The following is a 26059-nucleotide window of genomic DNA, read 5'->3' on the forward strand; positions in this document are numbered from 1 at the left end:
AACTGAAGGCCAATTAGACTTTGGCTGTGTTTTCCCTAATGAGCGAAGCGAGCTCCTCGTCCATATAAACAATAGGAACGGAATACAACATGGGCATGTTGGTTTTAAAGTTTGTTTTTAGGACATCGTTGATAGTTTTAAATAGAAGTGCTTTGGTCTTACCTATGATTAGGGTCTGTTTTGAACTTACAAGTTGGCCCTGAGCATTTTTTTTCTCGTATACCGTTTTTTCAGATACTACGGCCTGTAAAAGTAATTTTTGGTCCATCAATAGATTTATGATTTTAAGCGCTTGGTTTCTATCCTTGGCAATGATGTGTGCTAGTATCATAATGTTTATTTTAAAACACCGGTCATATTATAAAGGATATCTAGCGAAGAACTATCCTAATATGACCGGTGTGAAGAACAAAAATTTATACGTTAAATAAATACTTTAGCGTGTCTCCTCAATGGGCTTGCCTACAGGTGTCAACTTGGCATTGATAGTGGTTAAATGGTTAAAAAAGTTTTCACCGTCCTCTCTTCTGAGGACCGCCCTTCTAGTTCCATCAGAATTTAAATCTAAACTGTCGATAATAAATTTAGTACCAAAGACATTGATATAATTTCCGCCCCCGTCCCAATTGTTTAAACCACCTATAATAATGGCAGCGCCGTTCTGTTTCTTCGTCAAGTTAACCTGTTCAGTAGCAGACCGTCTATTGACCTCATTATCCTCAAACTGTATATAGAACATTTCTTGAGCCTGGCCAAATAGTGGAGATAATACGATAAGTATCAATAGTAGAGTTTTCTTCATATCAAAAAATTTTATTCAATATAAGAAATTAGGAAGCTCATAAATGCAGCACTATCGTTAAATATTAGTTAAACTATTATAATATAATAGCAATACTATTATATTTGTTTGGAATCAAAATAGCGATTGATGGAACATTTATTACAATCTGTTAAAATAAGAATTAACGAGAAGATTTTTTTAAAAGACCCGGAATCATCCGATTTGGGCAAGCGCATTGTTGAGAATAGTATCCTAATGATTAGCAAAATGGGTTTTGAGAGTTTTACTTTCAAAAAATTAGGGACTAAAATAGGATCCAATGAAAGCTCTATTTATAGGTATTTTGAAAACAAGCATAAATTGCTGTTGTATCTTACCTCTTGGTATTGGGGATGGTTGGAGTATCAATTGGTTTTTGCGACCAATGGTATCGCCGACCCTGAGGAAAAATTACGGAAGGCTATTGAGATCGTGACCAAAACAACAGTTGAGGACACCTCTTTTTCACATATTAACGAGGTACTTTTAAATAAAATCGTGATTAACGAATACTCCAAATCTTATTTGACCAAAGAAGTGGATACGGAAAATAAAGAGGGTTATTTTGTAATCTACAAAAGGTTGGTGAACCGTCTTAGCAAAATGATACATGGTGTGGATTCCGAATATCCTTATCCTTCAAGCTTGGCAAGTACGCTTTTAGAGGGTTCTTTGCACCAGCACTTTCTTAGGGATCACTTTAGTTCTTTGACGGATTTCCGTGAAAATGACGATCAAAAACAATACTTCTTAAACCTAGTGTTCTCATCACTTAAATCCTAAAAAGGAATGTCAAAAAATATTTTAACCGCTTGGCAGCGTCTCATAGGCATGCTACGTCTGGACAAGAGAGACGTTTTTCAAGTCTTTTACTATGCAATTTTTGCGGGAATCGTTAGTTTGTCCCTACCTCTAGGTATCCAGGCCATCATAAATTTAATACAAGGAGCCCAAGTGAGTACTTCTTGGATAGTACTGGTTGTATTGGTGACCTTGGGAGTTGCTTTTGTAGGCGTACTGCAATTGATGCAGATACGAATCATAGAAAACGTACAGCAGAAAATTTTTACAAGGGCATCGTTTGAATTCTCTTACCGTTTTCCCAAGATAAAGATGAGCGAATTACGTGATAATTATCCGCCAGAACTGGCAAACAGGTTTTTTGATATCTTAAATGTGCAAAAAGGTTTACCCAAGTTGTTGATAGATTTTCCGGCAGCACTTTTACAGATTATTTTTGGTCTGCTCTTGCTGTCGTTTTACCATCCCTTCTTCATCATCTACGGTATTTTGTTGATCGTTCTCATCTATGTGGTTTTTAAATTTACGGTACAGAAAGGCCTTGAAACAAGTTTGGCGGAATCTAAAAGTAAATATAAGGTAGCACATTGGATACAGGAGATTGCGCGTTCTATCGTTAGTTTTAAACTCTCTGGTAGAACATCGCACGCCTTGGACAAGACAGATACCCTTGTAGATAAATACTTGGTTTCTAGGGAAAGTCATTTTAGGATTCTAGTATTGCAATTTATTCAGATGATCGGTTTTAAGATCTTGGTAACGGCTGGTCTTTTACTAATCGGTGGTCTATTGGTTTTGAATCAAGAAATGAATATTGGACAATTTGTAGCGGCGGAAATTATTATACTATTGGTAATTGCATCGGTAGAGAAACTTATTTTAGGTCTAGAATCTTTTTATGATGTCCTTACCTCTTTGGAAAAGTTGGGACAGGTAGTAGATAAAGAATTGGAGCCACAGGATGGGGAATCTCCTTTCTTACATGATGATAAATTTAGCCTAGAGTTAAGTAACGTAAGTTATCACATTCCAAATTCCGAAAAGAAAATTATTGATGATCTTTCTATTTTGATAAAGTCAAAGGATAGGGTGCTTTTAAGTGGACCCAATGGCTCGGGAAAATCGACATTACTGCGATTAATAGCGGGTATTGTTGAGCCAACGGAAGGCACCATATACGTTAATAATATTTCCCTAAAAGGTCTGCATCTAAATTACTACAGGGCTCAATTGGGGCAGTCACTTACCGAAGAATCTCCTTTTGAAGGTACGCTCTTAGACAATATCACTTTTGGAGATAAGGAAATTCCGAAAGAGGACATTCGTTGGGCCATTGAAAAATCTGGTTTAAAACAATTTGTCAAAGAACAGAAGTTAGGACTAAAAACTGTTATTTATCCAGAAGGGAAACAAATATCAAGCACCATTGCTAAAAAGATAGTTTTAGCTAGAAGTATTGTTAGAAAGCCGAGACTATTAATTCTAAAGGACCCTCTTGACCAATTTGATTCTAAGGAGGCCACAAGAATCATGGATTTTCTTATTGATGTTGCACATCCTTGGGCTTTGATCGTTGTAAGTCAAAATCCAAATTGGGTGAAAAGGTGCGGTCGAATCTTGACCTTAAATGCAGGAAAATTAATTAGCGAAAAGTAGAGAAGATGTTGAACATATCTAAAAATAGCTTAGCCAAGCGAGTAGATTTAAAAGGCTATCAATCCACCAACAGGGTTTTTCATCAAAGGTATTACAAGTACTTTAATAGGTTCCTGAAAGGCTTTGGGATCATGATATTAATTCTTTTTTTTCTTCCATGGACACAGAACGTGACCGGTAAGGGATACTTAACTACCTTGAAGCCGGACCAACGACCACAGACCATACAATCACCCATACCGGGTAGGATTGAAAAATGGTACGTACAAGAAGGGGACTATGTAAAGAAAGGAGATACCATCCTCTTTATTTCTGAGATTAAAAATGAATATTTTGACCCTAACTTGGTTTCCCGTACAGGAGACCAAATAAGGGCAAAATCGGCATCCGTAGTCTCCTATGAAGGAAAGGTAAAAGCGCTACGTAACCAAATGTCGGCTTTGTCCAATGAGCGGGCATTGAAGTTGGAGCAAGCCCGCAACAAATTGCTGCAGTCTAAACTAAAAGTTCAGAGCGATAGTATTGATCTGGAAGCGGCTGAGACCAATATCAGAATTGCAGAAAGGCAGTTTAACCGAACGCAACAATTGCAGAGCGAAGGCCTTAAAGCCGTGACGGATGTAGAAGAAAAACGACTGAAACTTCAGGAAACTCAGGCAAAGCTAATCTCTCAGCAGAATAAATTACTCGCCGCAAGGAACGAGGTAATCAATGCAAGAGTAGAAATAAATCGTGTACAGAATGAATACACTAATAAAATTTCAAAAGCGGAGAGTGATATGTTCACCGCGCAGTCCAGCCAGTTCGATTCTGAGGCGCAAGTAACAAAACTAGAGAACGAGTTTACCAACTATTCCATGCGGAACGATATGTATTACGTGCGAGCGCCACAGAACGGCTTCATTAACAAGGCCATTCAAGGGGGTATAGGTCAAACCTTCAAAGAAGGGGAGTCCCTTGTAGGTATTATGCCCGCGGATATTGATATGGCCGTGGAAACCTTTGTAAGGCCCTTGGATTTACCCTTGATGCATCTGGGTGAAAAAGTCCGTATTCAGTTTGATGGTTGGCCTGCAATAGTTTTTAGCGGTTGGCCCAACGTTTCTTACGGTACGTATGGGGGTGTTGTGGTGGCCATTGAAACCTTTATTAGTGATAATGGAAAATATAGAATTTTATTGGCGCCAGATCCGGACGATCATGAGTGGCCGGCAGAGCTAAGAGCGGGTTCTGGTGCGGACACGATTGCACTTCTGGAAGATGTGCCCATCTGGTATGAAATATGGAGACAGTTAAACGGTTTCCCTCCAAATTATTATCAGCCCGAGGGAGCGCAAGGTAAACCAGTAAAGAAATAAGGATGCAAAAATATATTGTTTGTTTATTTTTTGGATTTTTCTTCGTGGCCCATGCCCAAGTACAGGATTCTTTAGAATTGGAGTTCAATGAATATCTGGGCTATGTAAAAAAGTTCCATCCAATTGCCAAACAGGCAGGTCTAACCCTGAGTATTGGTCAGGCAAATTTAATGAAAGCACGTGGAGGCTTTGACCCAAAGATAGAGGCAGGTTATGAGCGCAAGGAGTTCAAGGGAAGTGAATATTGGGATAGACTAAACGCCACCTTCAAAATACCAACTTGGTACGGTATAGAATTGAAAGGTAATTTTGAACAGAATCAAGGTGATTTTATCAGTCAAACAGAGACCGTTCCGGATAATGGTCTGTACAGTGCGGGTATATCAATGTCCCTTGCTAGAGGGTTGTGGATAAATGAGCGTATGGCTACCCTAAAGAAGGCAAAGTTTTTCAGGGAACAGACCAAGGCCGATCGTGATTTATTGGTAAACCAAATACTTTTTGATGCTTCTTTGGCCTATTTTGATTGGCTACAAGCTTATTTGGACAGGGAAGTGTTTACTAATTTTCTGAGTAATGCAGAAATTCGTTTCGAAGGAATCAAAAAAAGTGCCGAAGCTGGCGATAAGGCCGCAATAGATACGGTAGAAGCTAAAATCGCTGTTCAGAACAGGGCCTTGGAATTAGAGCAGGCCAATGTTAGGTTTCGTAATAAATCTTTAGAATTATCTAATTTTCTATGGGGAAATGATAATATACCTTTAGAACTACAACCCAACGTATTCCCAGATACGGATTTGGCCGCGGATATAGACTATACGTTGGAAATTCTTGGCAAGCCCTTGGATAGTTTTACGGTAGAGAATCATCCTAAGATAAAATCATTAGGATTTAAGATTGACGGACTCCGGGTAGACAAACAATTAAAAACGAACAAATTACTCCCAAAAATAGATGTAGAATATAACTTTCTAACAGAAAGCCCAGATGTGCTCAATTCCTTTGTTACGGAGGAGTATAAAGGAGGTTTAGCGTTTCAATTCCCACTCTTTCTACGTAAAGAAAGAGGGGATTTAAGATTGGCTAAACTTAAATTGAACGATGCACAGTTTGAGTTGGACAATGCACAAATTGAGATACGCAATAAAGTATTGGCAATCTATAATGAATTAGAGTCTTTTGAAACCCAAAATGTTCTGATTTATGATATCGTTTCTAATTACCAAACGATGCTCTCTGCGGAAGAAAGAAAGTTTAGTTTTGGAGAAAGTTCGCTGTTCTTGATCAATTCAAGGGAAAGTAAGTTGATAGATGCTGTTTTAAAACAGAATTCGGTTCAAAATAAATTCTATTCGGCAAAAGCAAAATTATTCAAAAGCCTAGCGGTTAATCCAGAGAATCTATAATACGAAACGTTAATGAAAAATGAGGCATCCAATAGCAGTTCAAAGAATGACTATAAGCTATGGTTAAAGGATTCATTTTTCATTGTTCTAGGAATCTTTTCAGCGGCGTTCGCCTTGGAGAGCTTTCTTTTGCCCAACAAATTCATTGATGGTGGTGCTACCGGAATATCCTTACTAATCGCCGAAACTTCGGATGTTCCACTGTATTTACTGATTTTATTAGTAAATATTCCATTCGTAATACTGGGTTACAAGGTAATCGGGAAGTTGTTTGCGGTAAAAACAGCACTGGCTATACTTGGTTTGGCACTAGTGTTGCTTACCATTGATTTTCCAGAAATAACACAGGATAAATTATTGGTTGCCGTTTTCGGCGGATTTTTTCTGGGCGCGGGAATCGGACTGTCCGTGAGAGGAGGAAGTGTACTCGACGGAACCGAGGTTTTGGCAATATTTCTAAGTCGAAAGCTAGGAACTACAATCGGCGATATTATAATCCTCATCAACATTTTGGTATTCTTGGCAGCTGCTTATCTACTATCTATAGAAACGGCACTATACTCTATGTTAACGTATCTAGCGGCTTCAAAAACGCTGGATTTTGTGATAGAAGGAATTGAAGAATATACCGGGGTAACGATTATATCCGATAAAAACGAGGAGATAAGAGCCATGATCATTGATAAATTAGGTCGCGGTTTAACGATTTACAAGGCCAAGGGAGGCTATGGAAGGCATGGGGTCCATAAAGAGTATGACGTTATCTTTACTGTGATTACAAGACTGGAAATACGCAGGTTAAATATTGAGATTACTAAAATAGACCCTAAGGCATTCGTGGTAATGAGTAAAATAAATGATACCAGAGGGGGAATGATTAAAAAGAGGTCTATTTAATAACTTTGAATCAAAGGATTTAGAAGACATATATTGTTCTACATGCTGAGAAATTCATGATAATGCAGATAAACAGTACCTACCTTATAGCTATAACGCTTGTACAGACTTTTTTCATCGGCTCTTGTACCCAAGAAGAAAACCTCACCGAAGGCCAAGTATTGACAACCGAGCGTTCCACGGAGGATAACGAAGCACAACACCAATCAAGCACGGTAAAATTTATTGATGAGTTTGTACTTCCGGATGGTCAGGAATTCGGGAATACAATAGTGGGCGGATTATCCGGTATTGATTATGAGAATGGGAAGTGGGTGGTCATTAGCGATGATTCCAAGAGACCAAGATACTATACCCTTAATGTAGCTTACGATATAGATGGGTTCAGTTCTTTGGAAATTACAAGCGTAATTACGTTAAAGGATACCTTGGGGCGAGACTTTGGGTTGGAAACCGTAGATTCAGAATCCATTCGGATAGATGGTGATAAGTTCGTGTGGTCTAGCGAGGGGAATATCGGGGCCAAAATAAATCCCTTCGTACGTACGTCGTCATTAGAAGGCGATTTCATAAAAGCAATGAGCTTGCCTTTAAAGTACAGCGCATCAGAGGAAGAAGAGAACGGACCTAGGCAAAATGGCGTTTTCGAAGGATTGTCACTAAGTTCGGACAAAAAAGGATACTGGGTGAGCATGGAATTGCCGTTAAAGGAAGATGGGGAACCGCCAACGACCAATCTAGGAGCCCCGATTAGATTAGCTTATATTGATAAAGTTACGGGAGAGTTTGGAAAAGAGTTTGCTTATCCGTTGGACCCAGTAGCAAGGCCAGCGATAAACGGTTTTTCCTTTGAATTGAATGGCTTGGTAGAGTTATTGGAATATGAGGAGAATAAATTCTTGGCCTTGGAACGTTCCTTCTCTGCCGGATATACGGATGGTGGAAATATAGTAAAAATCTACGATGTAGACGCGAGAAGGGCAACCGATGTTAGCGCCATTACAACGCTTAAAGAGGCCGATATAACGATGGTGAAAAAGAAGCTACTTTTAGATTTTGATACCCTACGACCACAATTGACTAATGGAATAGTGGATAATATTGAAGGAATAACCTTTGGTCCAAATTTCTCCAACGGAAACAAATCGATCGTTGTGGTATCCGATAACAATTTTAGTAGACTTTATAAGCAATTGAATCAGTTTATACTTTTAGAACTTCGCGAATAATCTAACAATTGAAGCTCGGTTTTGCATCTCATTGCAATAAAATAGTCATAAATAGTGTTAATTTTTAGATGAAACTATTCGCTTCCGAAAGAGATTTTTAGTCTGTTAACCTATGTTTTCATTATAAAATAATAGTAAAACTATTGAAATATAATATATTAACTGTTATTTAACGGATTAATACTATTAAAATAATTTTTACGTTGTATTTTTGTCATGTGAAATAAGCTATCCAATATTGGAGAAATAGAAAAGCATGAAAAAGAGAAGACCAGTATTTTATCCTGAGTTCAATGTCGAGGAAAAGGAATCAAAAGTAGAAGTGTTGGAATGGCAGCATATGAGGCCGGGTCAAAATTTAAAAATTGGGGACCCTTCCAATAAGTACTATCAATACATCTATACTTCGTTAAACTTTGATGATCATAAGGTAGAGAACCTAAAGAAGTTATTGAATTTTAAAGGAATGGAAGTAGTGGTCATCAGTATTCTAAAAATGAAGGATGGCAGTTTTTTCGCCGTATTGGAAAGAAAAGGAGAGGTTTTTACCGATAAAATTTCGAGAGTTTATGCAGATTTAAAAAATGCTTATTTAAGAAAAGAGTTAGTAGTATAAATAGATAAATATAAAAGTATGATCAATAAAATGAAGTCAGTTGCAATAGTATTTGGATTACTGTGTACGTATAGCCTTAGCGCGAAACCGGGAGAAGGTTCATCTTCGGAGAATACCGTTCCCATGAACAGTTGCTCAGCAGAGCAATTGATGCAAAAGTCACAATTAGCTACTGAAGATAGCTATGCATTGGATTTAATAGAGATAGAGGAAGAAGAGGTAGACTTGGGTTATGATACCTATTTCTATCTGCCGGACAATTTTGATCCATATCAAGGAATGATAATCGATTTGGAGGAGATTACGGTTGAGGAGCCAGAAGAAAATATAGACCTAGGTTTTAGTACGGATAAATACTTACCAAAAGGATTCAACCCCTATTCTTGTTCAAATTAGCTTTTAAAAGCCCTAACCTAGGTTAGGGCTTTTTTAATATATTTAGTTTTTACGGTCTTCTCCGAAAAGTGCTGTAAGGTTTATGAATAATTACTACTTATAAGAGCAATAGCGACTTTTAACGATTGACGCATAATAACTTAAGAGGTCATTAAGATTGTAACAGGATGAGCATTAATACTATGATACGAAAGGAAGATACGCTGGTTACCGCTTTGGGTAATAGTTATTCTTATGAAGAATACAGGAACTTAGTAGAAAAATTAGCAGCGGAAGGAAAGTCAACCGGCCCTGTACAAACAGAAGCATTGGCCAATTATACCCAACTTAACGACAGGCGCATGAAACGTTGGGACAAAACCTTGAGATTTAGTGAGGAGGCGGTCTCTAAGATTACCGCAGTTTCAAAAAAAATGACCTGGACGGTTCTTACGGAGAGCTGGTGTGGTGATGCGTCTCCGGCATTACCGGTAATGAATAAGATAGCGGAACTTAATCCAAATATTGAATTACGGGTTGTGCTGCGTGATGAAAATACGGATTTAATGAATCAGTTCTTGACCAACGGCGGAATGTCCATTCCCAAACTCATCGTACGAGATGATGTAAGCAATGAAGTGGTAGCGGACTGGGGCCCAAGGTCGGCTAATGCTACTAAATTAGTGGAAGACCACAAAGCGGTACACGGTATGATAAAACCTGAATTTAAACAGGATATTCAAGTTTGGTACAACAGGGACAAAGGACAAAGTATTTTGGCCGACCTGTTGTTGCTACTTCCTTTGGAATAGGTACGTAATCGTTCCTTTTTGAGTAGTTTTGTCCGAAGCACTGAACTTTGCTCTTAGTGCATAGGTAATAGCATTATCTACCAAGCAACCGTTAGAGGTACCGGAGCTTTTTTCATTGAAGTCTGCCTCGGTTACATTTCCGTATTTATCCACTTTAATGTTGATAACAACCTTACCTCCCTCAATGCAGGTGTAAATAGGCGGCGGCAACTTATAACTGTTTCGTTCTACCAGAGAATAGGAGATAGAGGTTCTTTTCGCTGCTAGATTATTGGTGAACTCTTGTTTTTGAGCTTCTTTTTCTCCAAGAAGCTGTTTCTTTTCCTCTCTCTTTTGGGCAAGTTCTTTTACTCTGGCGGCATACTCGGAATCTGAAATAAACTCGTCCGTTTGCTCTCCATCGCTCATCGCAGCTTTCTCCTCCAAAATTTCATCAAGGGTTTTCAATGGCTCTGGATTACCGTAACTGGGTTTTGCAGTTTCATTAAAAGCCATATGGCTCTTAATGGTTTCGGCCTTTGAAATTTCCTCTAGTAGTTTTTCTTCTTCTTCGGTGAGTTCTTCCAATAGCTCCTCTTCCAAAAGCATTTCAACGACATAATCGTCTTCTTGCTCTTCCTCTGCACCTAAATGAATGTTATAGAGCACCAATACGATAATCGCCATGGAGAACATGGTAATGATTAGCGATAGTTGTTGTCTATTTAAATTCATGTTTATATAACCTTTTTTTGTGGAAATTAGTATGGTATAGCTTCCAAAGAAACTAAGCCATAGCATAAATTCTCTATGCTTTTCCCAACAGTTGTTGTTCAAAGACCTCAGGGTCTAGGGCTATATCTACGTTATAATCTCCTATTTTGGTTCTTCTTAAGGCGGATAAATATCCGCCAGAACCTAAAGCAAGTCCAAAATCATGGGCAATAGAGCGAATGTATGTGCCTTTGCTACAAACAATTCTAAAATCAATTGCAGGAAGCGTTACCGCTGTTATTTCAAACTCCAAAATACGTACGGCGCGCTTTTTAATTTCAATTTCTTCTCCTGCTCTGGCATATTCGTATAAACGTTTGCCATCCTTTTTTAGGGCTGAGAATATGGGTGGTGCCTGTTGTATGTCGCCCAGAAATTGCTCCGTAGTTATGCGGATTAATGCTTCGGTTATGTGGGCCGTTGGGTAGGTTTTATCCAATTCTGTTTCCAAATCATAGGAGGGTGTGCTTGCTCCCAATGTAATTGTACCGGTATACTCTTTTACCAAACCTTGGAATTCAGGTATCCGTTTCGTGAATTTCCCCGCGCAGATAATAAGAAGCCCAGTTGCTAAAGGGTCTAAGGTTCCGGCGTGGCCAATTTTGATTTTTTTTAGCTGAAATTTTTTACGAATGGCCCATTTCAGTTTGTTCACGGCTTGGAAAGAAGACCAGCCTAAGGGCTTGTCTATAAGAAGTACTTGACCGTTTAAAAAATCTTCCTTGGTTTTCAAATTTTTTCTTCTCTGGTCAAATTTTTTTCTTTCATAGCTTTATGGTATCCAGCTTTTTTTCCAATAAAATAGGCCAAAACAAAAAGGCCGATAGGAAATATCAGTGCAACTAAAAGTACTATTAAAACTTGCCAAGGACCAATCACTAAACTCATAGAAGTTATTTATTAGGTAGAACTGTAGCCGTAAACAATGGCGATTAGGCCAACAACAAGACAGTAAATCGCAAAATAAGTCAGCTTGCTTTTACGCACTAATTTAATCATCCACGTACAGGCTGCTAGTCCCGCGACGAACGCAGCAATAAATCCGGCACCCATGGCTAAATTATTGTCTCCGCTAAAGGTCAGGTCGCCGCTAAAGAGGTCCTTGGCGATTTTTCCAAAAATTAACGGAACCACCATTAAAAATGAAAAACGGGCGGCCTTGGACTTATCTACCCCCAATAAAACGGAAGTTGATATGGTAGCGCCGCTACGGGAAATACCGGGAAGCATAGCTATAGCTTGTGATATACCAACGATGAAGGCATTTTTGAAGCTTACCTTCTTTTCGGTATCCTTAGCTTTATCGGCAAAATAAAGAAGTACAGCAGTAACCAACAGCATAAAACCCACAAAACGCACGTTACCGCCAAAAAAGGCCTCTAGTTGCTCTTCAAAAAAGAGTCCGACTAAAACAGCGGGTAGCATGGAAATAATAATTTTAAGGGAGAATTGACCTTCTTCGTTCCATTGAAATTGAAACAATCCTCTTAAGATTTCCCAAACATCTTTTCTAAAAACTACAATGGTGCTCAAAGCGGTAGCAAAGTGAAGTACAACCGTAAAAAGTAAGCTCTCTTCGGGAACGGAATTATCACCTAAAATAGCCTTGCCAAGTTCTAAATGGCCACTAGAGGAAACAGGAAGAAATTCTGTTAATCCCTGTATTATACCAAGGATAATAGCATCTAGGGTATCCAATTAGTTTTTCTTTTTGTGAGGATTCAACAAAATTGCGTACACCTCGATTCCTAGACCAATGAGTACTAATGTAGGTGCTAGTCTTATTCTTCTAAAGTTGTATATCTCAGGATTAAAGACATTGGGGTCGTCCGTTCCCCCGCCACTCATCAAAATAAAACCTAAGGCAATACAGGCCAAACCAATGAACATGAACAAGTAGTTTTTCTTTTGAAAAATAAACTCCTGTTTAGGTGCTTGCTCAATTTTATTCTTTTTACCCATGAAGCAAATTTAGTAATATAATTCGTCCGTTCTTAAATTTAAAAAACGCTGTGTAGCGAAATAGGTACTTATAAGGGAGATAAGGATGCCTAAAAGAAAAACACCGACCAATAAAATTATCAGTATGGACGGTTCTTCCAAAAGGCCTAAATCCTGAAAATTAGTATTAACGTAATAAACCACACCTCCTATGGCAATAAGCGCTAATAAAGCACCAAGCATACCTAGTTTTATGTTTTGCCAAATAAAGGGCCTTCTTATAAAGGTTTTTGTAGCGCCCACCATTTGCATCGTTTTAATGATAAAGCGTTTAGAGTATATAGATAGGCGTATGGAACTGTTGATGAGGAGTACCGCTATAAAGGTAAAAATGCCACTCGCCACCAATATCCAAAACCCGATTTTCTCAACACTTTTGGCTACCATGCTCACAAGTACCTTATCATAACTTACTTCATCGACATAACTTTTTTCGGAAAGTTCATCCGCTATTTCCGTAACTTTTTCAGCAGTAACAAAGTCAGCGTTCAATTTTACATCAATGGAGTTTTTAAGCGGATTGTAACCTAGATAGTCTACAAAGTCTTCCCCGATTTCTTGGCTATGTTGTTCCGCAGCTTCCTCTTTGGATACATAGGTTGCTGATTTCGTATAATCGGACATGGCTAAGGTTTTCCGAAGTTGTTCAACTTCGATTTCTTTAGCGTCTTCCTTTAAAAAAACTGAAATCGTAATCTGTTCTTTAGACCGATCGGCCATCTTTTTAGTGTTGAGCACTAAAAGACCTAATATCCCTAAAAGAAAAAGTACCAAAGCAATACTCAGTACTACAGAGAAATAGGATGAAATAAGCTTTCGCCTTTGATAATTTTCAAAAGAAGTACTCATAGCTAGTAATCGAATTGTAAAAATAGCAAAGTAATGTGAAATGAGCGAGAACTCTAGAATATACCGTTCAACGCTTAAGCATAAAAGCTCCCTTGAACTCGGAATCCTCAATCTTAAGTCGGTACCAATACGTGGTGGCAGGTAAATTTTGGCCTTGAAAAGTCCCGTCCCAACTTAGATTATTTTCATTTGTACTTCTAATCAGTTTTCCAAATCGATTAAATATGAAAAGGCTACTGCTATTAAAAAACTCAACCCCTTGGATTTGAAACACATCATTGATGTTATCACCGTTCGGAGTAAAAAATTTAGGAATGACCAAATGGATAAAATCTTGTGTTACCACACCACAATCTTCTCTTCCCCTAGCGTAAATAGTGTATCTGCCTCCTGGTAGCGCATCAAATATCGGGGTGCTTTGATAACTAATATTATCTATGGAATACTCGAAATCTCCCTGGTTGGCCGTAGTTATTATTATAGATGGACCGTCAGAGATGATAGTTTGTATCACAGGAAGGTCTATCTGTTCTAGAAGGATGAACTTGGTGTTGGAACAGCCATTGGTGTCCGTCACCAAAACACTGTATTCACCTGGCGTAGCAACGACAATCTCCTTTGTGTTTTCTCCAGTGTTCCATACGTAGGTGGCATTATCCAAATCTGCAGAAAGTGTTGCGGAGCCATCTTCGCAAAAACGAACAGTCTCGTCCTCAACTTGTGGAACTGGGTTTATGGTCAAGGAAACGGCAGTTCTATTCGTAGATGGGCATGTTATGATCGGGGAATTTACCTCTGCGTAGTAAGTGCCTGCCTGCGAAGGAGAAAAACTAGTACTATTCTCTAAAAGTAGTGTGCCCCCAATCGGCGCATCGTACCAATTAACGATCAAGTCTCCGGGAACAGTTACGGTTAAAGGTGTATCCTCATTTTCACAACGAATTATATCGCCTTCGCTTACGGCATCAAGTGGTATGGGGAGTATCCGAAGTTCAAACACGTCAGACAAAATATTACAAAGATCGTTGTTCACATTAATGGGGTCTTCTGCAATTTTAGCCCTGAAGAAGGTAGTGCTATTTACACCTGTTGCGGTGTAATTATTAGCTGTAGCACCAGATATATCAGTCCACGTTAACAAATCAGGACTTTCTTGCCACTGATAGGCATGAGACGTAAAAATGGAGAAGTCGGGTGTAGCGGTTAGCGTGGTGGTTACAGAACCTTGATCTTCGCATAAAATGATAGCACTTTCCTCTTGGTCATTGGCCACGGAAACGGTATCACCGCAAGATATAAATACTATATCGTCAATGGCCAAATCATTACCACATCCACCATTACTATTGTTTCGCATTTTTAGAATCACCGAAGTTTGGCCGGGAAGTGTTTTAAAGACGAGGGCATATTGTTCCCACAATGGGGTAGTTCTGTTCGGAATATCACCGGTATCTCCTTGCGCTAGCAAATTGGTATCCGTTTCATCCCAGATTTGAAATCTTACATTTACAGGGATTCCATTTCCTTCACATCCAGTTTGTCTTTGTAGGTTTATAAGCCAAGAGGAGAATTCATAAGTAGTATTTTCACATAGTCCGGAAACCTCTCTTCTGTAAAACTCACCAGCGGTAAAACTTGCGTTTACGATAAACGATTTGCCATTGTTGTCGCCAGGGGTATGGTCTTGTACGCTGAACCAATCAAAATAATTGGTAGTACTAGATATCGTATAGTCCCCATCGTTTGGTGTAAAGTCGGCATAATTGTATGTGGTTGTTCCAGCAGGTAATGCTGGACCGTTGGTTAGACCAGAACCAAAATCTTCCGAGAATATAGGGTCGCCAGAACTACCACCACAGAAACCTAATTGCGCGCTGAGTTCTGTTGTTATACCACAAAGAATAAAAAGGATGCATACGAAAGATTTGAAGGACCGGATTTTCACGATTATAAATATAAGTCTTTTGTGTAAACCTACCTGTTTTTAAAGGGTTAAGGGCTAGAGTGGTGTAAATCGGCATTATCTTTTTAACTTTCGTCGAATACACCTATTTTTGCGAGAATTAAGGGAAGGATATGTAAAAGATGTGGTACACTGCATTGAAAGCATGATCCTTTATTTTTTACAAGTATTTTATGATGTACGATTTCAATAAAATAGAGCAAAAGTGGCAGGATTATTGGGCCAAAAATGAGACCTTTAAAGCAGAAAACAATTCTGAAAAGGAAAAGTTTTATGTGTTGGATATGTTTCCTTATCCTTCAGGAGCTGGATTGCATGTAGGGCATCCTTTAGGGTATATTGCCAGTGATATTTATGCGCGTTACAAGAGGCATAAAGGTTTCAATGTCCTGCATCCACAGGGATATGATTCTTTTGGTCTGCCTGCGGAACAATACGCTATACAAACGGGTCAACATCCGGCAATTACCACGGAAGCCAATATAAAGACCTATAGAAGGCAGTTAGATCAATTAGGTTTTTCGTTTGATTGGAGCCGCGAGGTGCGTACTTCTGACCCTAGTTATTATAAATGGACACAGTGGATTTTTATACAATTGTTCAATTCTTGGTACAATCTAGATTCCGATAAGGCGGAAGATATCACTACTTTGATTGCGATTTTTGAGGCTGATGGCAATGCTGGGGTACATGCGGTCTGTGATGATGATGTAGCGCCATTCTCGGCTTCGGATTGGAAAGGATATGCTAACAAAGAGAAACAACAGTTATTACTGCAATATAGATTAACCTATTTAGCGGAGAGCGAAGTGAACTGGTGTCCGGCATTGGGAACGGTGTTAGCGAACGATGAAATAGTAAATGGAGTTTCCGAACGAGGTGGTCACCCGGTTATCCGGAAAAAAATGACCCAATGGAGCATGCGTATCTCGGCGTATGCCCAACGTTTGTTGGATGGTTTGGAGAAAATTGATTGGCCACAGCCACTTAAGGATTCCCAGACAAACTGGATAGGTCGTTCGCAAGGTGCTTCGGTAATCTTCTCCATTCTACCCCCGTCTTCCTCCAAAGGAGGGATTGAGGTCTTTACGACCCGCCCGGATACTATTTTTGGTGTTTCTTTCATGACTTTGGCTCCAGAGCACGAGTTGGTGGCGAAGATCACGACAGACGAGCAAAAAGCAGAGGTGGAAGCTTATGTTGAGGCAACGGCAAAACGCTCTGAGCGCGATCGTATGGCAGATGTAAAAACCATTACCGGCGCATTTACAGGTGCCTATGCAGAGCATCCGTTTACCAAGGAGGCCATACCAATCTGGATCGGGGATTATGTCCTAGCAGGGTATGGAACCGGTGCGGTGATGTCCGTTCCTTGTGGAGACCAGCGGGATTATGATTTCGCCAAACATTTTAATATTCCAATCCCTAATATTTTCGAGGGGGTAGATATTTCTGAAGAAGCCTTTGCCGATAAAGAAAAAACGGTTATTACTAATTCTGACTTTTTAGACGGATTGGGATATAAAGAAGCCTCTAAAATTGCCATACAGACGCTGGAGACCTTAGGCCAAGGAGAAGGTAAAATAAATTACCGTCTGCGGGATGCGGTATTTAGCAGGCAGCGGTATTGGGGAGAACCTTTTCCGGTGTATTATGATGCGGATGGCATGCCACAGATGTTGGACGAAAAATTCTTGCCTTTGGAACTTCCTGAGGTCGATAAATATTTACCTACTGAAACCGGTGAACCCCCTTTAGGAAATGCAAAAGAGTGGCACTGGCTACAATATGGCGATGAAGGAAAAGTAGTTTCGGAAGAAGCGTTCAACAAAGCCATCTTGGATGCTGAGCGTAGTCGAAGTACCGAGATCAAGGGAGGCCCTCTTGAACTGAATACCATGCCCGGTTGGGCAGGGAGTTCGCAGTACTTTAACAGATATATGGATCCGCACAACACGGAAGCTATTTTCTCTGAAGAGGCCATTAATTACTGGCAAGACGTAGATTTATATATTGGGGGTAGCGAGCATGCTACAGGACATTTATTGTATGCCCGTTTTTGGCAGAAGTTTATGTTTGATAAAGGTTTGGTGCCCAAAGATGAGTTCGCCAGAAAACTTATAAATCAAGGTATGATTACGGGAACGAGTGCTTTTATTTATAAAGAAATGGAGTCTAATAAGGTCTATTCTAAAGGAAAATCAAAAGGTAGAAATGTTATTCCTATTCATGCAGATGTTTCGCTAGTGAATTCTTCGGATGAATTAGATATTGAGGCTTTTAAAAAATGGCAACCCGATTATGAAAATGCAGAATTCATCTTAGAGGATGGAAAATACGTCGTGGGTCGCGAAGTCGAAAAAATGTCCAAGTCCAAATACAATGTTGTAAATCCCGATGCTATTTGTGAGGAATATGGGGCGGATAGTTTGCGTTTGTACGAGATGTTCTTGGGGCCTTTGGAGCAATCCAAACCGTGGAATACGGCAGGTATTACGGGAACACACTCTTTCCTGAAGAAAATGTGGCGTTTGTATCATCAAGGTCCGGATAATTCATTTCACGTTAACGATTCTCCTCCTTCGGAGAGGCTAGGAAAGGCTTTGAAAACCCTCCACAAAACCATTAAAAAGGTAGAAGAAGATATAGAGCACTTTAGTTTCAATACCTCCGTATCTACTTTTATGATATGTGTTAATGAGCTTTCTAGTCAGAAGTGTACGAGTCGTGCTATTTTAGAACCGTTGGCTATTCTGGTTTCGCCCTATGCGCCTCATATTGCCGAGGAGCTTTGGGAAAAGTTAGGACATTCGGAATCTATCGCCACGGCGCCTTTCCCAAAATTTGAAGCGAGTTATTTAGTGGAAAGCGCTAAAGAATACCCTATATCCTTCAACGGAAAAATGCGCTTTAAGCTAGAACTGCCTTTAGACTTGAGCAAGGAAGAGATAGAGGCCAGGGTCATGGCACATAAAAAAACACAGGAACAGTTGCAGGGCAGAACACCCAAAAAGGTAATTGTAGTTCCGGGGAAAATTGTAAATATCGTAGGTTAGCCAAAAGCGAAACAGGAAGAATGGATTATATTGAAATTCTAGGTCTAGTTGCGGCCACATTGACCACCGCCGCCTTTATCCCACAAGTGTATAAAACCTGGAAAGAAAAATCCACCAAGGATATTTCCTTAAGTATGTATGCTGTGCTGTTAACGGGGTCATTACTTTGGTTAACCTACGGATTTTTCATAGAAAGTTTACCCATCATTTTAGCCAACACCATTACTGCAGTTTTGCTGATATGTATGGTATTAATGAAATTAATTTATAAATAATATCCCCCACCCCCTAAAAAATAGGGGGTGTATATTCAAAAAGATTAATTTATAACCAACAACCCCTGCATTTTATCGAAAAATTCTTTCAGTATTGTTTTAATTGTCACAACTTAGCGACTTAATTTAAAACATGTAACAATGATTGTTGGTATTCCTAAAGAGATTAAGAATAATGAAAGCAGGGTTGGTATGACGCCGGCCGGTGTTTTTGAACTGGTTAAAAATAACCACACGGTTTATGTACAATCCACCGCAGGCGAAGGCAGTGGTTTTTTTGATCAAGATTACCAACAGGCGGGAGCGTTAATATTGGATACTATTGCTGAGGTCTACGCCATGAGCGAAATGATCGTAAAGGTCAAGGAACCTATAGCAGAGGAATATAATTTGATTAAAGAAGGTCAGCTACTGTTCACTTATTTCCATTTTGCTTCTAGTGAGCCTTTGACGAAAGCCATGATCAAACAAAAAGCGATTTGCATTGCTTACGAAACTGTTGAAGATGAGGAAGGAACTTTACCGCTATTAACACCAATGTCCGAGGTGGCCGGTAGAATGGCCATTCAGCAGGGCGCAAAATACCTAGAGAAACCGGTAAAGGGCAGAGGGGTGCTTTTAGGAGGTGTGCCAGGAGTTGCTCCAGGTAGGGTTTTGGTCTTAGGAGCGGGCGTAGTGGGGATACAAGCTGCTAAAATGGCAGCTGGTCTAGGTGCTCACGTAACCATCATGGATATTAATATGAAAAGACTCAGGTATGCCAATGATGTAATGCCGCCACATGTAGTTACGGAGTTTTCCAATGAATATAATATCAGAAAACATATTAAAAGTCATGACCTTATTATCGGAGGAGTTTTGTTAAAAGGAGCCAAAGCGCCTAACCTGATTACTCGGGATATGCTTAAGGAAATGCGTCCGGGAACGGTTATCGTAGATGTTGCCGTGGACCAAGGCGGATGCGTAGAAACGACGAAACCCACGACACATGAGGACCCTGTGTATATCATAGATGATGTAGTACATTATTCTGTGGCAAATATGCCAGGTGCCGTGCCGTATACCTCTACCGTGGCCTTAACCAATGTTACCTTGCCTTATGCCTTAAAACTTGCCAATTTAGGCTGGGAGGCAGCCTGTGAAAAAGATGCAAGTCTTCATAAAGGGTTGAACATCGTTTCGGGAAAAGTAGTTTATAATGAGATAATTGAAGCATTTGGCTGGGAAGAGGCTTTTGCCTAACCGTACATTTTGTCAGTAAAAATAGCCTCGCCAGGCCCTTTGTTTAATTAAAAGGGTTTGGCGGGGTTTTTGCTTTTCCATGATTAGATTTCGTTTAGAAGCCGGAATCTTTAGTATATTTAATAAGTTTTAAAATTGAAAAGTTATGATGGGATATTATATTTTGATAGGTGCAATCGCTTTGGTGAGCTGGTTGGTGAGCAGTCGCTTAAAAAGCAAGTTCAAGCACTATTCAAAGGTTCATTTACAAAATGGGATGAGTGGAGCAGAAATTGCTCAGAAGATGTTGGATGATCACGGTATTAGAGATGTAAAAGTGGTTTCTACGCCTGGGATGTTAACGGACCATTACAATCCAAAGAACAAAACGGTAAACTTGAGCGAGGGTGTTTATAACCAAAGAAATGCATCTGCCGCTGCGGTAGCTGCGCATGAAGTAGGTCATGCCGTACAGCATGCTACGGCCTATGAGTGGCTGGGAATGCGTTCCAAGTTGGTTCCTATAGTAAGCGTAACATCCAGCATGTCTACCTGGATAGTTTTTGGTGGTTTGGCACTTGGAGCGGCCGCTGGCGTTGGACTTGGATATTGGGTAGCGGTCGCCGGATTGGTGATGATGAGTTTCGCTACCTTGTTCAGCTTTATCACACTACCCGTAGAATATGATGCTAGTAATAGGGCGCTTGCTTGGTTAAAGAATAAGAATATTGTTACGCAGGCGGAATATAAAGGATCTGAGGACGCTTTGAAATGGGCTGCTAGAACCTATTTAGTTGCGGCTATTGGATCCCTGGCCACTTTGGTCTATTGGGGTCTACAGGTTTTTGGTGGAAGAGATTAAATTTTTGAACGTATAGATTAAAGAAAGGCCTATTTGAATAAATAGGCTTTTTTTTGTTAAAAACGATAACCGTAGGCGAGTATAATGTATTTATGTGCTTTGGCCAAAGGGCTTTCTGCGGTATTGTAGCGAATACCGAATTTAACGTCGCTCCGCTTGAACCGATTGTTAAAATCTAAACCAAGTCTCAATACGGAATTTGTGGCAGGCGTTGTGAAGGCCGCGTTATTGTTAATCAGGTTGCCTTCTAGAAGGCCATTATGAAAAACCTGCCGATACGAAAACCGAAATCCTACATATATTTCCCTATCTACGGATCTTATCCTGTCATAAGCAATGCTTTGGGGAAGTTCATTTCTTTTTCCAAAATAAAATATTCCTTCGGGTTCTATGTATATATCGCGAGTGCCTAAGGCAAGATTTGACTTAAAGGCAAAAAGAATGCCTAAGGGCGCTGAAGAGATATTCCATTCCTTAATCTGCGAAAAGTATAGATTTGCATGAAAACTATTCGGTAGTTCATCTATCCATAAAGGAGATTCGGAGATATCCACCACATTATGAAACCATCTTTGAAAACCACCTGCCCCAGAATTAGGCCCTGCTACACCCAGTAATACACTTGCTGATATTAGTTCGTTTTCTTTTGCTACAGACCATGAAGCGGTCAGGCCCGAAAACCCTGCGTAGGGTATATCAAAAACTTCTGGATTTGTAGCTTGGGTTTGAGAGGGAGTATATACTTCTTGACTTAGGCTAAATGACAGTTGTTCTTCACCTTTTTTTAAAAATCCCTTATTCAAAAGGGTGCGATAGGTTATAAAAAGTCCTGAGGAATAATACCTGTCCGTTAAAAATAAAAAATCATTATCATGTCTAAATTCTATTTGGTGACTAGGGCCAGAATTATCTGCAAGACCTTGAGATATGATAGCTTCGGGGGCAAGTACACACCAAATACATAAACTCCAAAACAGGATTGAGTTGTTTAACATTACCCCATAAGTCGTCAAATAGTGATCTGCCTATCAATCTGTTGGGCTAAAGAGATAAAAGTTTCCGTTCTGGATACACCTTCTATTTGCTGTATCTCTTTGTTCAATACATGCATTAGGTGTTCGTTATCCTTACAAAGTATTTTAATGAGGATGGACCAATTTCCAGTGGTGTAGTGGCATTCCAATACTTCGGGTATTTTTTCTAATTGTTTTACGGCAACGGGATTGCTCATGGCTTTATCCAGATAAATACCGATATAGGCCATAGTAGTATATCCAATAATTTTAGGATTGATGATAAATTTAGAACCCGCCAACAGTCCGGAAGCTTCCAATTTGCGAAGACGTTGATGAATAGCTGCTCCGGAAATTCCGATACTTCGGGCGATTTCCAAAACGGGTTTACGGGCGTCGCTCATTAGAAACCTTAGGATTTTTTTGTCTATTCCATCAATCTTAACATTAGTGTTATTCAACTTCATACTTCTGCTTTCAAATTAAGCTCAAATGTAGAAATTAAATACGAAAATGATAGATTGCCTTAAGAAACTGATTTCCTATTACTGGTCCACGACATCAGGATTATAGCCAACATAGGGAACATCAAACTCCTTAAATCGAATGCCATAATGTTCCAGCTCTTTCAATATGGGGTCGTACACTTCTTTGGTTATCGGAATCTGAACTCCGGGAGTACTAATTTTTTTATTAAGAATGAGCAATGTTGCAATGGCGACGGGCAAACCCACTGTTTTTGCCATGGCCGTATGGGTCTGGTTTTTGCCGATTACCGCCATATTCGCATCAATTTGTTTCTTTTTACCTCCTAGCTCGTAGCCAAATTTATGGTACATGACGATCATATCTTTGTCGTCTTCTTCTAGCGTCCAGCTATCTTCCAGAATTTTCTGGAGCATCTGGGCGGGGGTAGCATTTTTAAGGGCTATCTTTTTATTGGCATCGAATAAGTTAAGCTCCAGTAGCTTTCCCCACATAATATCATCCTGGTCGATTTTTAAATAATGACGTAGTTTCAGTTCCACGGAATCCGTCGGGGAATAGGGTAGAAAAAGATTTACGAATTCTCGGTAGCTCATATTTTTGGAGTCCTTTACGGTATAACTATCATCTGTCATTCCAAGTTGTACGAACATGTTCCAAGCTTTTGAAAACCCTACACGTCTCATAGTTCCCCTATAGATGGTCAGGGCATCTTGCAGGCCGTAGGCATCCCTATAATTTAAGGAATCCCTGTTGGCATACCCTTCAAAGGTTCCATATCCTTCAATTTTAAAAAACTCGGTACGTCTAAAGAGTTTGTGGTACGGAATATATTTATAGGTACCTTCTTGAATAAACTGTGCCGTTCCACCTTGTCCGGCTAAGACAACGTTTCTAGGGTTCCAGGTAAATTTATAATTCCATAAGTTGTTGTCGCTCTCAGTAGCTACCAGACCACCGGTAAATGATTCGAACAGCACTATTTTGCCACCTTCCATGCGTATGCGGTCAATGACCTGCATGGCACTCATATGATCTATGCCAGGGTCCAGACCTATTTCGTTCATGAAAACGAGGCCATGTTCTTTGACCTTTTCATCCAAAGCTTTTATTTCTTCACTCACATAGGATGCGGTCACCAAATGCTTTTTGAAGTGTACACAATCTTTAGCCACCTTTATGTGAAATCTCGCGGGGAGCATAGATACAATGATATCCGCTTCTTGTATGGCCTTGGCCCTGTCCTCGTCATTGAAAACATCTAATGTAATGGCCGAACAATTATTATGGGAACTGATATGTTCCGGGATGGCCTTTGGATTTAAATCACCTATCGTAAGATGCAACTGCTCTTCTTCTGATTTTTCTAGAAAGTAATCCAATAAATAAGAGGTGGACTTTCCTGCACCTACAACCAAAATTTTTCTCGACATGAGTATTGCTTACTTTTGTTTTAATAACGATGAACTAAGATATCAAATTGTTACATTTATAAAAAAACACATCTGTTAAGTTATGAACAAAACAATTTTTGGAATAGCCTGTCTTCTAGGAATGTTGACTATTATCCTTGGGGCTTTTGGGGCCCACGGTTTGGAAAAGCTCATAACTGCTGATGCTATTGAAACATTTGAAACCGGGGTGCGCTACCAAATGTACCATGTGTTTTTACTTTTTATTTTGGGTGTTTTACCCGGTTTGGCTCGTAATATAAGGCGTATAGTTTTCTATTTAATTGTTTCTGGGATTATATTGTTCTCTTTCTCGTTATATCTTTTAGCCATAAACGAATTGGTTGATTTTGATTTTAAGAAGATTGGTTTTTTAACTCCGATAGGAGGAACACTTCAGATAATGGCATGGGGAATCTTGGCCTATAATTTCTTGAAAATGAAGTCCAATACGCTCCAAAATGAATAGAACAAGACTGCTGGGCCTAGTTTTAGGGCCTATTTCATTTTTTCTGATATTATCATTTTTTCATCCAGAAGATTTATCAAAAGAGGCGAACGCCGTATTGGCTACTACGATTTGGATTGCCATTTGGTGGATTACCGAAGCCATACCAATTGCGGTCACCGCTTTGTTACCTTTAGTATTGTTTCCGTTATCGGGAGGTTTGGATTTACCGACCACTTCTGGCTCTTTTGGCCATAAGTATGTCTTCCTTTATATGGGAGGATTTATTATCGCCATAGCCATCGAGAAATGGAACCTTCATAAACGTATTGCGCTGAACATTATAAATTTTATTGGCTCGGACATTCGTAAAATTATACTGGGTTTTATGATGGCAACGGCATTTCTGTCCATGTGGATTTCCAATACCGCCACCGCGGTTATGATGTTGCCCATAGGAATTGCAATAATTAAACAGTTAAGGGACAATCCAGATACCATAGAAGATGAGAACCTCATATTCGGAAAAGCCTTGATGCTTGGTATAGCTTACAGCGCTTCTATCGGTGGGGTCGCTACCTTGATTGGTACGCCACCTAATTTGGTCCTGGCCGGTGTTGTTTTGGATACGTACGGTTATGAAATTACCTTTATGCAGTGGTTTACATTTGGGCTTCCCATTTCTATCATACTCCTCTTTATCTGTTGGAAATACCTTACCCGATATGCATTTTCTTTTAAACAAACGGAGTTCCCTGGCGGTAAAGAAGAGATTAAAAGACAATTACAGCTTCTGGGAAAAATTAGCTATGAGGAAAAATCAGTTGGTTTTATTTTTGCGTTCACCGCTTTTTGTTGGATTACAAGGTCCTTTCTTTTGCAACAGTTTTTACCAGGATTGGACGATACCATAATTGCAATCTGTTTTGCCATAGTGCTATTCCTAATACCTGCCAGAAATAGAAAAGAACAATTGATCAATTGGGAAGAAGCGGTACAAATGCCTTGGGGGATTATTTTACTGTTCGGTGGCGGAATGGCCTTGGCCAAGGGTTTTGAGGTGAGCGGTCTGGCCGTGTGGATAGGAAGCCAAATGACATCCTTGTCCGGGCTATCCATTATAGTATTGATATTGGTATTGATTGCCGCGGTTAATTTTTTAACCGAGATTACCTCAAATTTGGCTACAACGGCTATGTTGCTGCCCGTTCTTGCGCCCATGGCACTAACGATAAATGTACACCCCTTTGCATTAATGGTGGGAGCAGCCGTGGCAGCATCCTGTGCCTTTATGTTGCCTGTAGCAACACCACCCAATGCCGTGGTATTCGGATCGGGGTATTTGCGCATCCCGGACATGGTCAAAAAAGGTCTTTTTATGAATATAATATCCATTCTTATACTTACCTTATTTGTTTATTTCGCCCTCCCGGTACTGTGGGACTTTGTTATTGAAGGGTTTCCGAATAGCTTAAAAAAATAGCAGATTTAGGTCTATTATATATCAAACTATTAAAAAAAAATAGTGATTTTTATCATAATCGTAAATTATGCATTAGTAAAATGCTAAAGAATTTTCAATTTCATTAAAATAAAATAATGGATTTCCTGATAATCCGTCTAAAATTTTAAGAGATATATCCATACGGTAAGGATATAACAATTCAACGTGTATATTGGCTAATAAAACCTAAAATTAAGGCGCTTG

The 26059-nt window shown here is 39.6% G+C and carries 27 protein-coding genes; 15 read left to right on the plus strand and 12 right to left on the minus strand.

All coding sequences use genetic code 11. From position 1 onward, the window contains the following. Nucleotides 1-13 precede the first annotated feature (13 nt). Together cutA and EJ994_RS15435 are read right to left on the minus strand one after the other, a co-directional pair. Complete coding sequence (gene cutA / locus EJ994_RS15430) at nt 14-331, minus strand: divalent cation tolerance protein CutA (protein WP_126593302.1); 318 nt, start codon at nt 329-331, stop codon at nt 14-16. A gap of 105 nt (nt 332-436) precedes the next feature. Beyond that, entirely contained in the window at nt 437-802 is a 366-nt protein-coding gene (locus EJ994_RS15435; RefSeq protein WP_126593303.1) for a hypothetical protein, read from the minus strand. A 129-nt stretch (nt 803-931) separates the two neighbouring features. Here EJ994_RS15435 and EJ994_RS15440 point away from each other — a divergent pair, with 129 nt between their 5' ends. The 9 genes from EJ994_RS15440 to EJ994_RS15480 all read left to right on the plus strand — a co-directional run bounded on the left by EJ994_RS15440 (nt 932) and on the right by EJ994_RS15480 (nt 9973). Next, the gene (locus EJ994_RS15440; protein ID WP_126593304.1) at nt 932-1606 is read left to right on the plus strand and encodes a TetR/AcrR family transcriptional regulator; all 675 of its coding nucleotides are present in this window, start codon (nt 932-934) and stop codon (nt 1604-1606) included. A gap of 6 nt (nt 1607-1612) precedes the next feature. Further along, nucleotides 1613-3280, plus strand: a complete 1668-nt coding sequence (locus EJ994_RS15445; protein WP_126593305.1) for a peptidase domain-containing ABC transporter — start codon at nt 1613-1615, stop codon at nt 3278-3280. A gap of 5 nt (nt 3281-3285) precedes the next feature. Then, nucleotides 3286-4638, plus strand: a complete 1353-nt coding sequence (locus tag EJ994_RS15450; protein WP_126593306.1) for an HlyD family secretion protein — start codon at nt 3286-3288, stop codon at nt 4636-4638. Between the two features lie 2 nt (nt 4639-4640). Beyond that, nucleotides 4641-6044, plus strand: a complete 1404-nt coding sequence (locus EJ994_RS15455; RefSeq protein WP_126593307.1) for a TolC family protein — start codon at nt 4641-4643, stop codon at nt 6042-6044. A gap of 12 nt (nt 6045-6056) precedes the next feature. Then, nucleotides 6057-6941, plus strand: a complete 885-nt coding sequence (locus tag EJ994_RS15460; RefSeq protein WP_126593308.1) for a YitT family protein — start codon at nt 6057-6059, stop codon at nt 6939-6941. 62 nt (nt 6942-7003) lie between these two features. After that, a complete protein-coding gene (locus EJ994_RS15465) occupies nt 7004-8170 on the plus strand; it encodes an esterase-like activity of phytase family protein (RefSeq protein ID WP_164721486.1) in 1167 nt (388 codons plus the stop codon). Between the two features lie 256 nt (nt 8171-8426). Next, nucleotides 8427-8786 (plus strand): hypothetical protein, encoded by a 360-nt coding sequence (locus tag EJ994_RS15470; protein WP_126593310.1) that lies wholly within the window; start codon nt 8427-8429, stop codon nt 8784-8786. 30 nt (nt 8787-8816) lie between these two features. Further along, entirely contained in the window at nt 8817-9182 is a 366-nt protein-coding gene (locus tag EJ994_RS15475) for a hypothetical protein (RefSeq protein ID WP_126593311.1), read from the plus strand. Between the two features lie 167 nt (nt 9183-9349). Next, the gene (locus EJ994_RS15480; RefSeq protein ID WP_241240804.1) at nt 9350-9973 is read left to right on the plus strand and encodes a thioredoxin family protein; all 624 of its coding nucleotides are present in this window, start codon (nt 9350-9352) and stop codon (nt 9971-9973) included. Here EJ994_RS15480 and EJ994_RS15485 read toward each other — a convergent pair. From EJ994_RS15485 to EJ994_RS15510, 7 genes are all read right to left on the minus strand, one after another. Further along, a complete protein-coding gene (locus tag EJ994_RS15485; RefSeq protein WP_126593312.1) occupies nt 9956-10687 on the minus strand; it encodes a hypothetical protein in 732 nt (243 codons plus the stop codon). The two genes, EJ994_RS15480 and EJ994_RS15485, sit on opposite strands and share 18 nt — an antisense overlap. A gap of 73 nt (nt 10688-10760) precedes the next feature. Next, nucleotides 10761-11459, minus strand: coding sequence for a tRNA pseudouridine(55) synthase TruB (truB, locus tag EJ994_RS15490; protein ID WP_126593313.1), 699 nt, complete (start codon nt 11457-11459; stop codon nt 10761-10763). Beyond that, a complete protein-coding gene (locus tag EJ994_RS17490; protein WP_164721487.1) occupies nt 11456-11614 on the minus strand; it encodes a hypothetical protein in 159 nt (52 codons plus the stop codon). Before EJ994_RS17490 ends, truB begins: the two co-directional genes overlap by 4 nt. Nucleotides 11615-11626: 12 nt before the next feature. After that, the gene (locus tag EJ994_RS15495; RefSeq protein WP_126593314.1) at nt 11627-12424 is read right to left on the minus strand and encodes an undecaprenyl-diphosphate phosphatase; all 798 of its coding nucleotides are present in this window, start codon (nt 12422-12424) and stop codon (nt 11627-11629) included. Next, nucleotides 12425-12688, minus strand: coding sequence for a DUF3098 domain-containing protein (locus EJ994_RS15500; RefSeq protein WP_126593315.1), 264 nt, complete (start codon nt 12686-12688; stop codon nt 12425-12427). A 9-nt stretch (nt 12689-12697) separates the two neighbouring features. After that, entirely contained in the window at nt 12698-13576 is an 879-nt protein-coding gene (locus tag EJ994_RS15505) for a cell division protein FtsX (protein ID WP_126593316.1), read from the minus strand. 67 nt (nt 13577-13643) lie between these two features. Continuing rightward, nucleotides 13644-15521, minus strand: a complete 1878-nt coding sequence (locus EJ994_RS15510; RefSeq protein ID WP_126593317.1) for a T9SS type B sorting domain-containing protein — start codon at nt 15519-15521, stop codon at nt 13644-13646. Nucleotides 15522-15712: 191 nt separating this feature from the next. Here EJ994_RS15510 and leuS point away from each other — a divergent pair, with 191 nt between their 5' ends. The 4 genes from leuS (at nt 15713) to EJ994_RS15530 (ending at nt 20953) form a co-directional block, all read left to right on the plus strand. After that, nucleotides 15713-18595 carry a leucine--tRNA ligase gene (gene leuS / locus EJ994_RS15515; protein WP_126593318.1) on the plus strand — a complete coding sequence of 961 codons (2883 nt, stop codon included), beginning with the start codon at nt 15713-15715 and terminating at the stop codon, nt 18593-18595. A 20-nt stretch (nt 18596-18615) separates the two neighbouring features. After that, nucleotides 18616-18870 (plus strand): SemiSWEET family sugar transporter, encoded by a 255-nt coding sequence (locus tag EJ994_RS15520; RefSeq protein WP_099572384.1) that lies wholly within the window; start codon nt 18616-18618, stop codon nt 18868-18870. 141 nt (nt 18871-19011) lie between these two features. Further along, complete coding sequence (ald, locus tag EJ994_RS15525; protein ID WP_099572383.1) at nt 19012-20112, plus strand: alanine dehydrogenase; 1101 nt, start codon at nt 19012-19014, stop codon at nt 20110-20112. A gap of 145 nt (nt 20113-20257) precedes the next feature. After that, nucleotides 20258-20953 (plus strand): zinc metallopeptidase, encoded by a 696-nt coding sequence (locus tag EJ994_RS15530; RefSeq protein ID WP_126593319.1) that lies wholly within the window; start codon nt 20258-20260, stop codon nt 20951-20953. A 56-nt stretch (nt 20954-21009) separates the two neighbouring features. On the opposite strand, the gene EJ994_RS15535 is transcribed toward EJ994_RS15530, so the two are convergent. The 3 genes from EJ994_RS15535 to EJ994_RS15545 form a co-directional block, all read right to left on the minus strand. Next, entirely contained in the window at nt 21010-21948 is a 939-nt protein-coding gene (locus EJ994_RS15535) for a lipid A-modifier LpxR family protein (RefSeq protein ID WP_126593320.1), read from the minus strand. Nucleotides 21949-21962: 14 nt separating this feature from the next. Next, nucleotides 21963-22433, minus strand: coding sequence for an Lrp/AsnC ligand binding domain-containing protein (locus EJ994_RS15540; protein ID WP_099572378.1), 471 nt, complete (start codon nt 22431-22433; stop codon nt 21963-21965). Between the two features lie 78 nt (nt 22434-22511). After that, complete coding sequence (locus tag EJ994_RS15545; protein WP_126593321.1) at nt 22512-23885, minus strand: saccharopine dehydrogenase family protein; 1374 nt, start codon at nt 23883-23885, stop codon at nt 22512-22514. A gap of 82 nt (nt 23886-23967) precedes the next feature. Here EJ994_RS15545 and EJ994_RS15550 point away from each other — a divergent pair, with 82 nt between their 5' ends. Then, complete coding sequence (locus EJ994_RS15550) at nt 23968-24372, plus strand: DUF423 domain-containing protein (protein ID WP_126593322.1); 405 nt, start codon at nt 23968-23970, stop codon at nt 24370-24372. After that, nucleotides 24365-25834: an SLC13 family permease gene (locus tag EJ994_RS15555; RefSeq protein ID WP_126593323.1), complete on the plus strand. Its 1470-nt coding sequence runs from the start codon at nt 24365-24367 to the stop codon at nt 25832-25834. The genes EJ994_RS15550 and EJ994_RS15555 overlap by 8 nt, the downstream gene beginning before the upstream one ends. Nucleotides 25835-26059: the final 225 nt, after the last annotated feature.

The organism is Maribacter sp. MJ134 (assembly GCF_003970695.1).
Classification (GTDB): Bacteria; Bacteroidota; Bacteroidia; order Flavobacteriales; family Flavobacteriaceae; genus Maribacter.

Bases quoted from the DNA above. Each gene is read 5' to 3' on its own strand.
- EJ994_RS15440 (WP_126593304.1), top strand. From the start codon at position 932: ATGGAACATTTATTACAATCTGTTAAAATAAGAATTAACGAGAAGATT.
- EJ994_RS15545 (WP_126593321.1), bottom strand. From the start codon at position 23,885: ATGTCGAGAAAAATTTTGGTTGTAGGTGCAGGAAAGTCCACCTCTTAT.
- EJ994_RS15485 (WP_126593312.1), bottom strand. From the start codon at position 10,687: ATGAATTTAAATAGACAACAACTATCGCTAATCATTACCATGTTCTCC.
- EJ994_RS15530 (WP_126593319.1), top strand. From the start codon at position 20,258: ATGATGGGATATTATATTTTGATAGGTGCAATCGCTTTGGTGAGCTGG.
- EJ994_RS15460 (WP_126593308.1), top strand. From the start codon at position 6,057: ATGAAAAATGAGGCATCCAATAGCAGTTCAAAGAATGACTATAAGCTA.
- EJ994_RS15450 (WP_126593306.1), top strand. From the start codon at position 3,286: ATGTTGAACATATCTAAAAATAGCTTAGCCAAGCGAGTAGATTTAAAA.
- cutA (WP_126593302.1), bottom strand. From the start codon at position 331: ATGATACTAGCACACATCATTGCCAAGGATAGAAACCAAGCGCTTAAA.
- EJ994_RS17490 (WP_164721487.1), bottom strand. From the start codon at position 11,614: ATGAGTTTAGTGATTGGTCCTTGGCAAGTTTTAATAGTACTTTTAGTT.
- leuS (WP_126593318.1), top strand. From the start codon at position 15,713: ATGATGTACGATTTCAATAAAATAGAGCAAAAGTGGCAGGATTATTGG.
- EJ994_RS15480 (WP_241240804.1), top strand. From the start codon at position 9,350: ATGAGCATTAATACTATGATACGAAAGGAAGATACGCTGGTTACCGCT.
- EJ994_RS15505 (WP_126593316.1), bottom strand. From the start codon at position 13,576: ATGAGTACTTCTTTTGAAAATTATCAAAGGCGAAAGCTTATTTCATCC.
- EJ994_RS15555 (WP_126593323.1), top strand. From the start codon at position 24,365: ATGAATAGAACAAGACTGCTGGGCCTAGTTTTAGGGCCTATTTCATTT.
- EJ994_RS15475 (WP_126593311.1), top strand. From the start codon at position 8,817: ATGAAGTCAGTTGCAATAGTATTTGGATTACTGTGTACGTATAGCCTT.
- EJ994_RS15550 (WP_126593322.1), top strand. From the start codon at position 23,968: ATGAACAAAACAATTTTTGGAATAGCCTGTCTTCTAGGAATGTTGACT.
- ald (WP_099572383.1), top strand. From the start codon at position 19,012: ATGATTGTTGGTATTCCTAAAGAGATTAAGAATAATGAAAGCAGGGTT.
- EJ994_RS15520 (WP_099572384.1), top strand. From the start codon at position 18,616: ATGGATTATATTGAAATTCTAGGTCTAGTTGCGGCCACATTGACCACC.
- EJ994_RS15535 (WP_126593320.1), bottom strand. From the start codon at position 21,948: ATGTTAAACAACTCAATCCTGTTTTGGAGTTTATGTATTTGGTGTGTA.
- EJ994_RS15540 (WP_099572378.1), bottom strand. From the start codon at position 22,433: ATGAAGTTGAATAACACTAATGTTAAGATTGATGGAATAGACAAAAAA.
- EJ994_RS15465 (WP_164721486.1), top strand. From the start codon at position 7,004: ATGCAGATAAACAGTACCTACCTTATAGCTATAACGCTTGTACAGACT.
- EJ994_RS15435 (WP_126593303.1), bottom strand. From the start codon at position 802: ATGAAGAAAACTCTACTATTGATACTTATCGTATTATCTCCACTATTT.
- EJ994_RS15455 (WP_126593307.1), top strand. From the start codon at position 4,641: ATGCAAAAATATATTGTTTGTTTATTTTTTGGATTTTTCTTCGTGGCC.
- EJ994_RS15445 (WP_126593305.1), top strand. From the start codon at position 1,613: ATGTCAAAAAATATTTTAACCGCTTGGCAGCGTCTCATAGGCATGCTA.
- EJ994_RS15500 (WP_126593315.1), bottom strand. From the start codon at position 12,688: ATGGGTAAAAAGAATAAAATTGAGCAAGCACCTAAACAGGAGTTTATT.
- EJ994_RS15470 (WP_126593310.1), top strand. From the start codon at position 8,427: ATGAAAAAGAGAAGACCAGTATTTTATCCTGAGTTCAATGTCGAGGAA.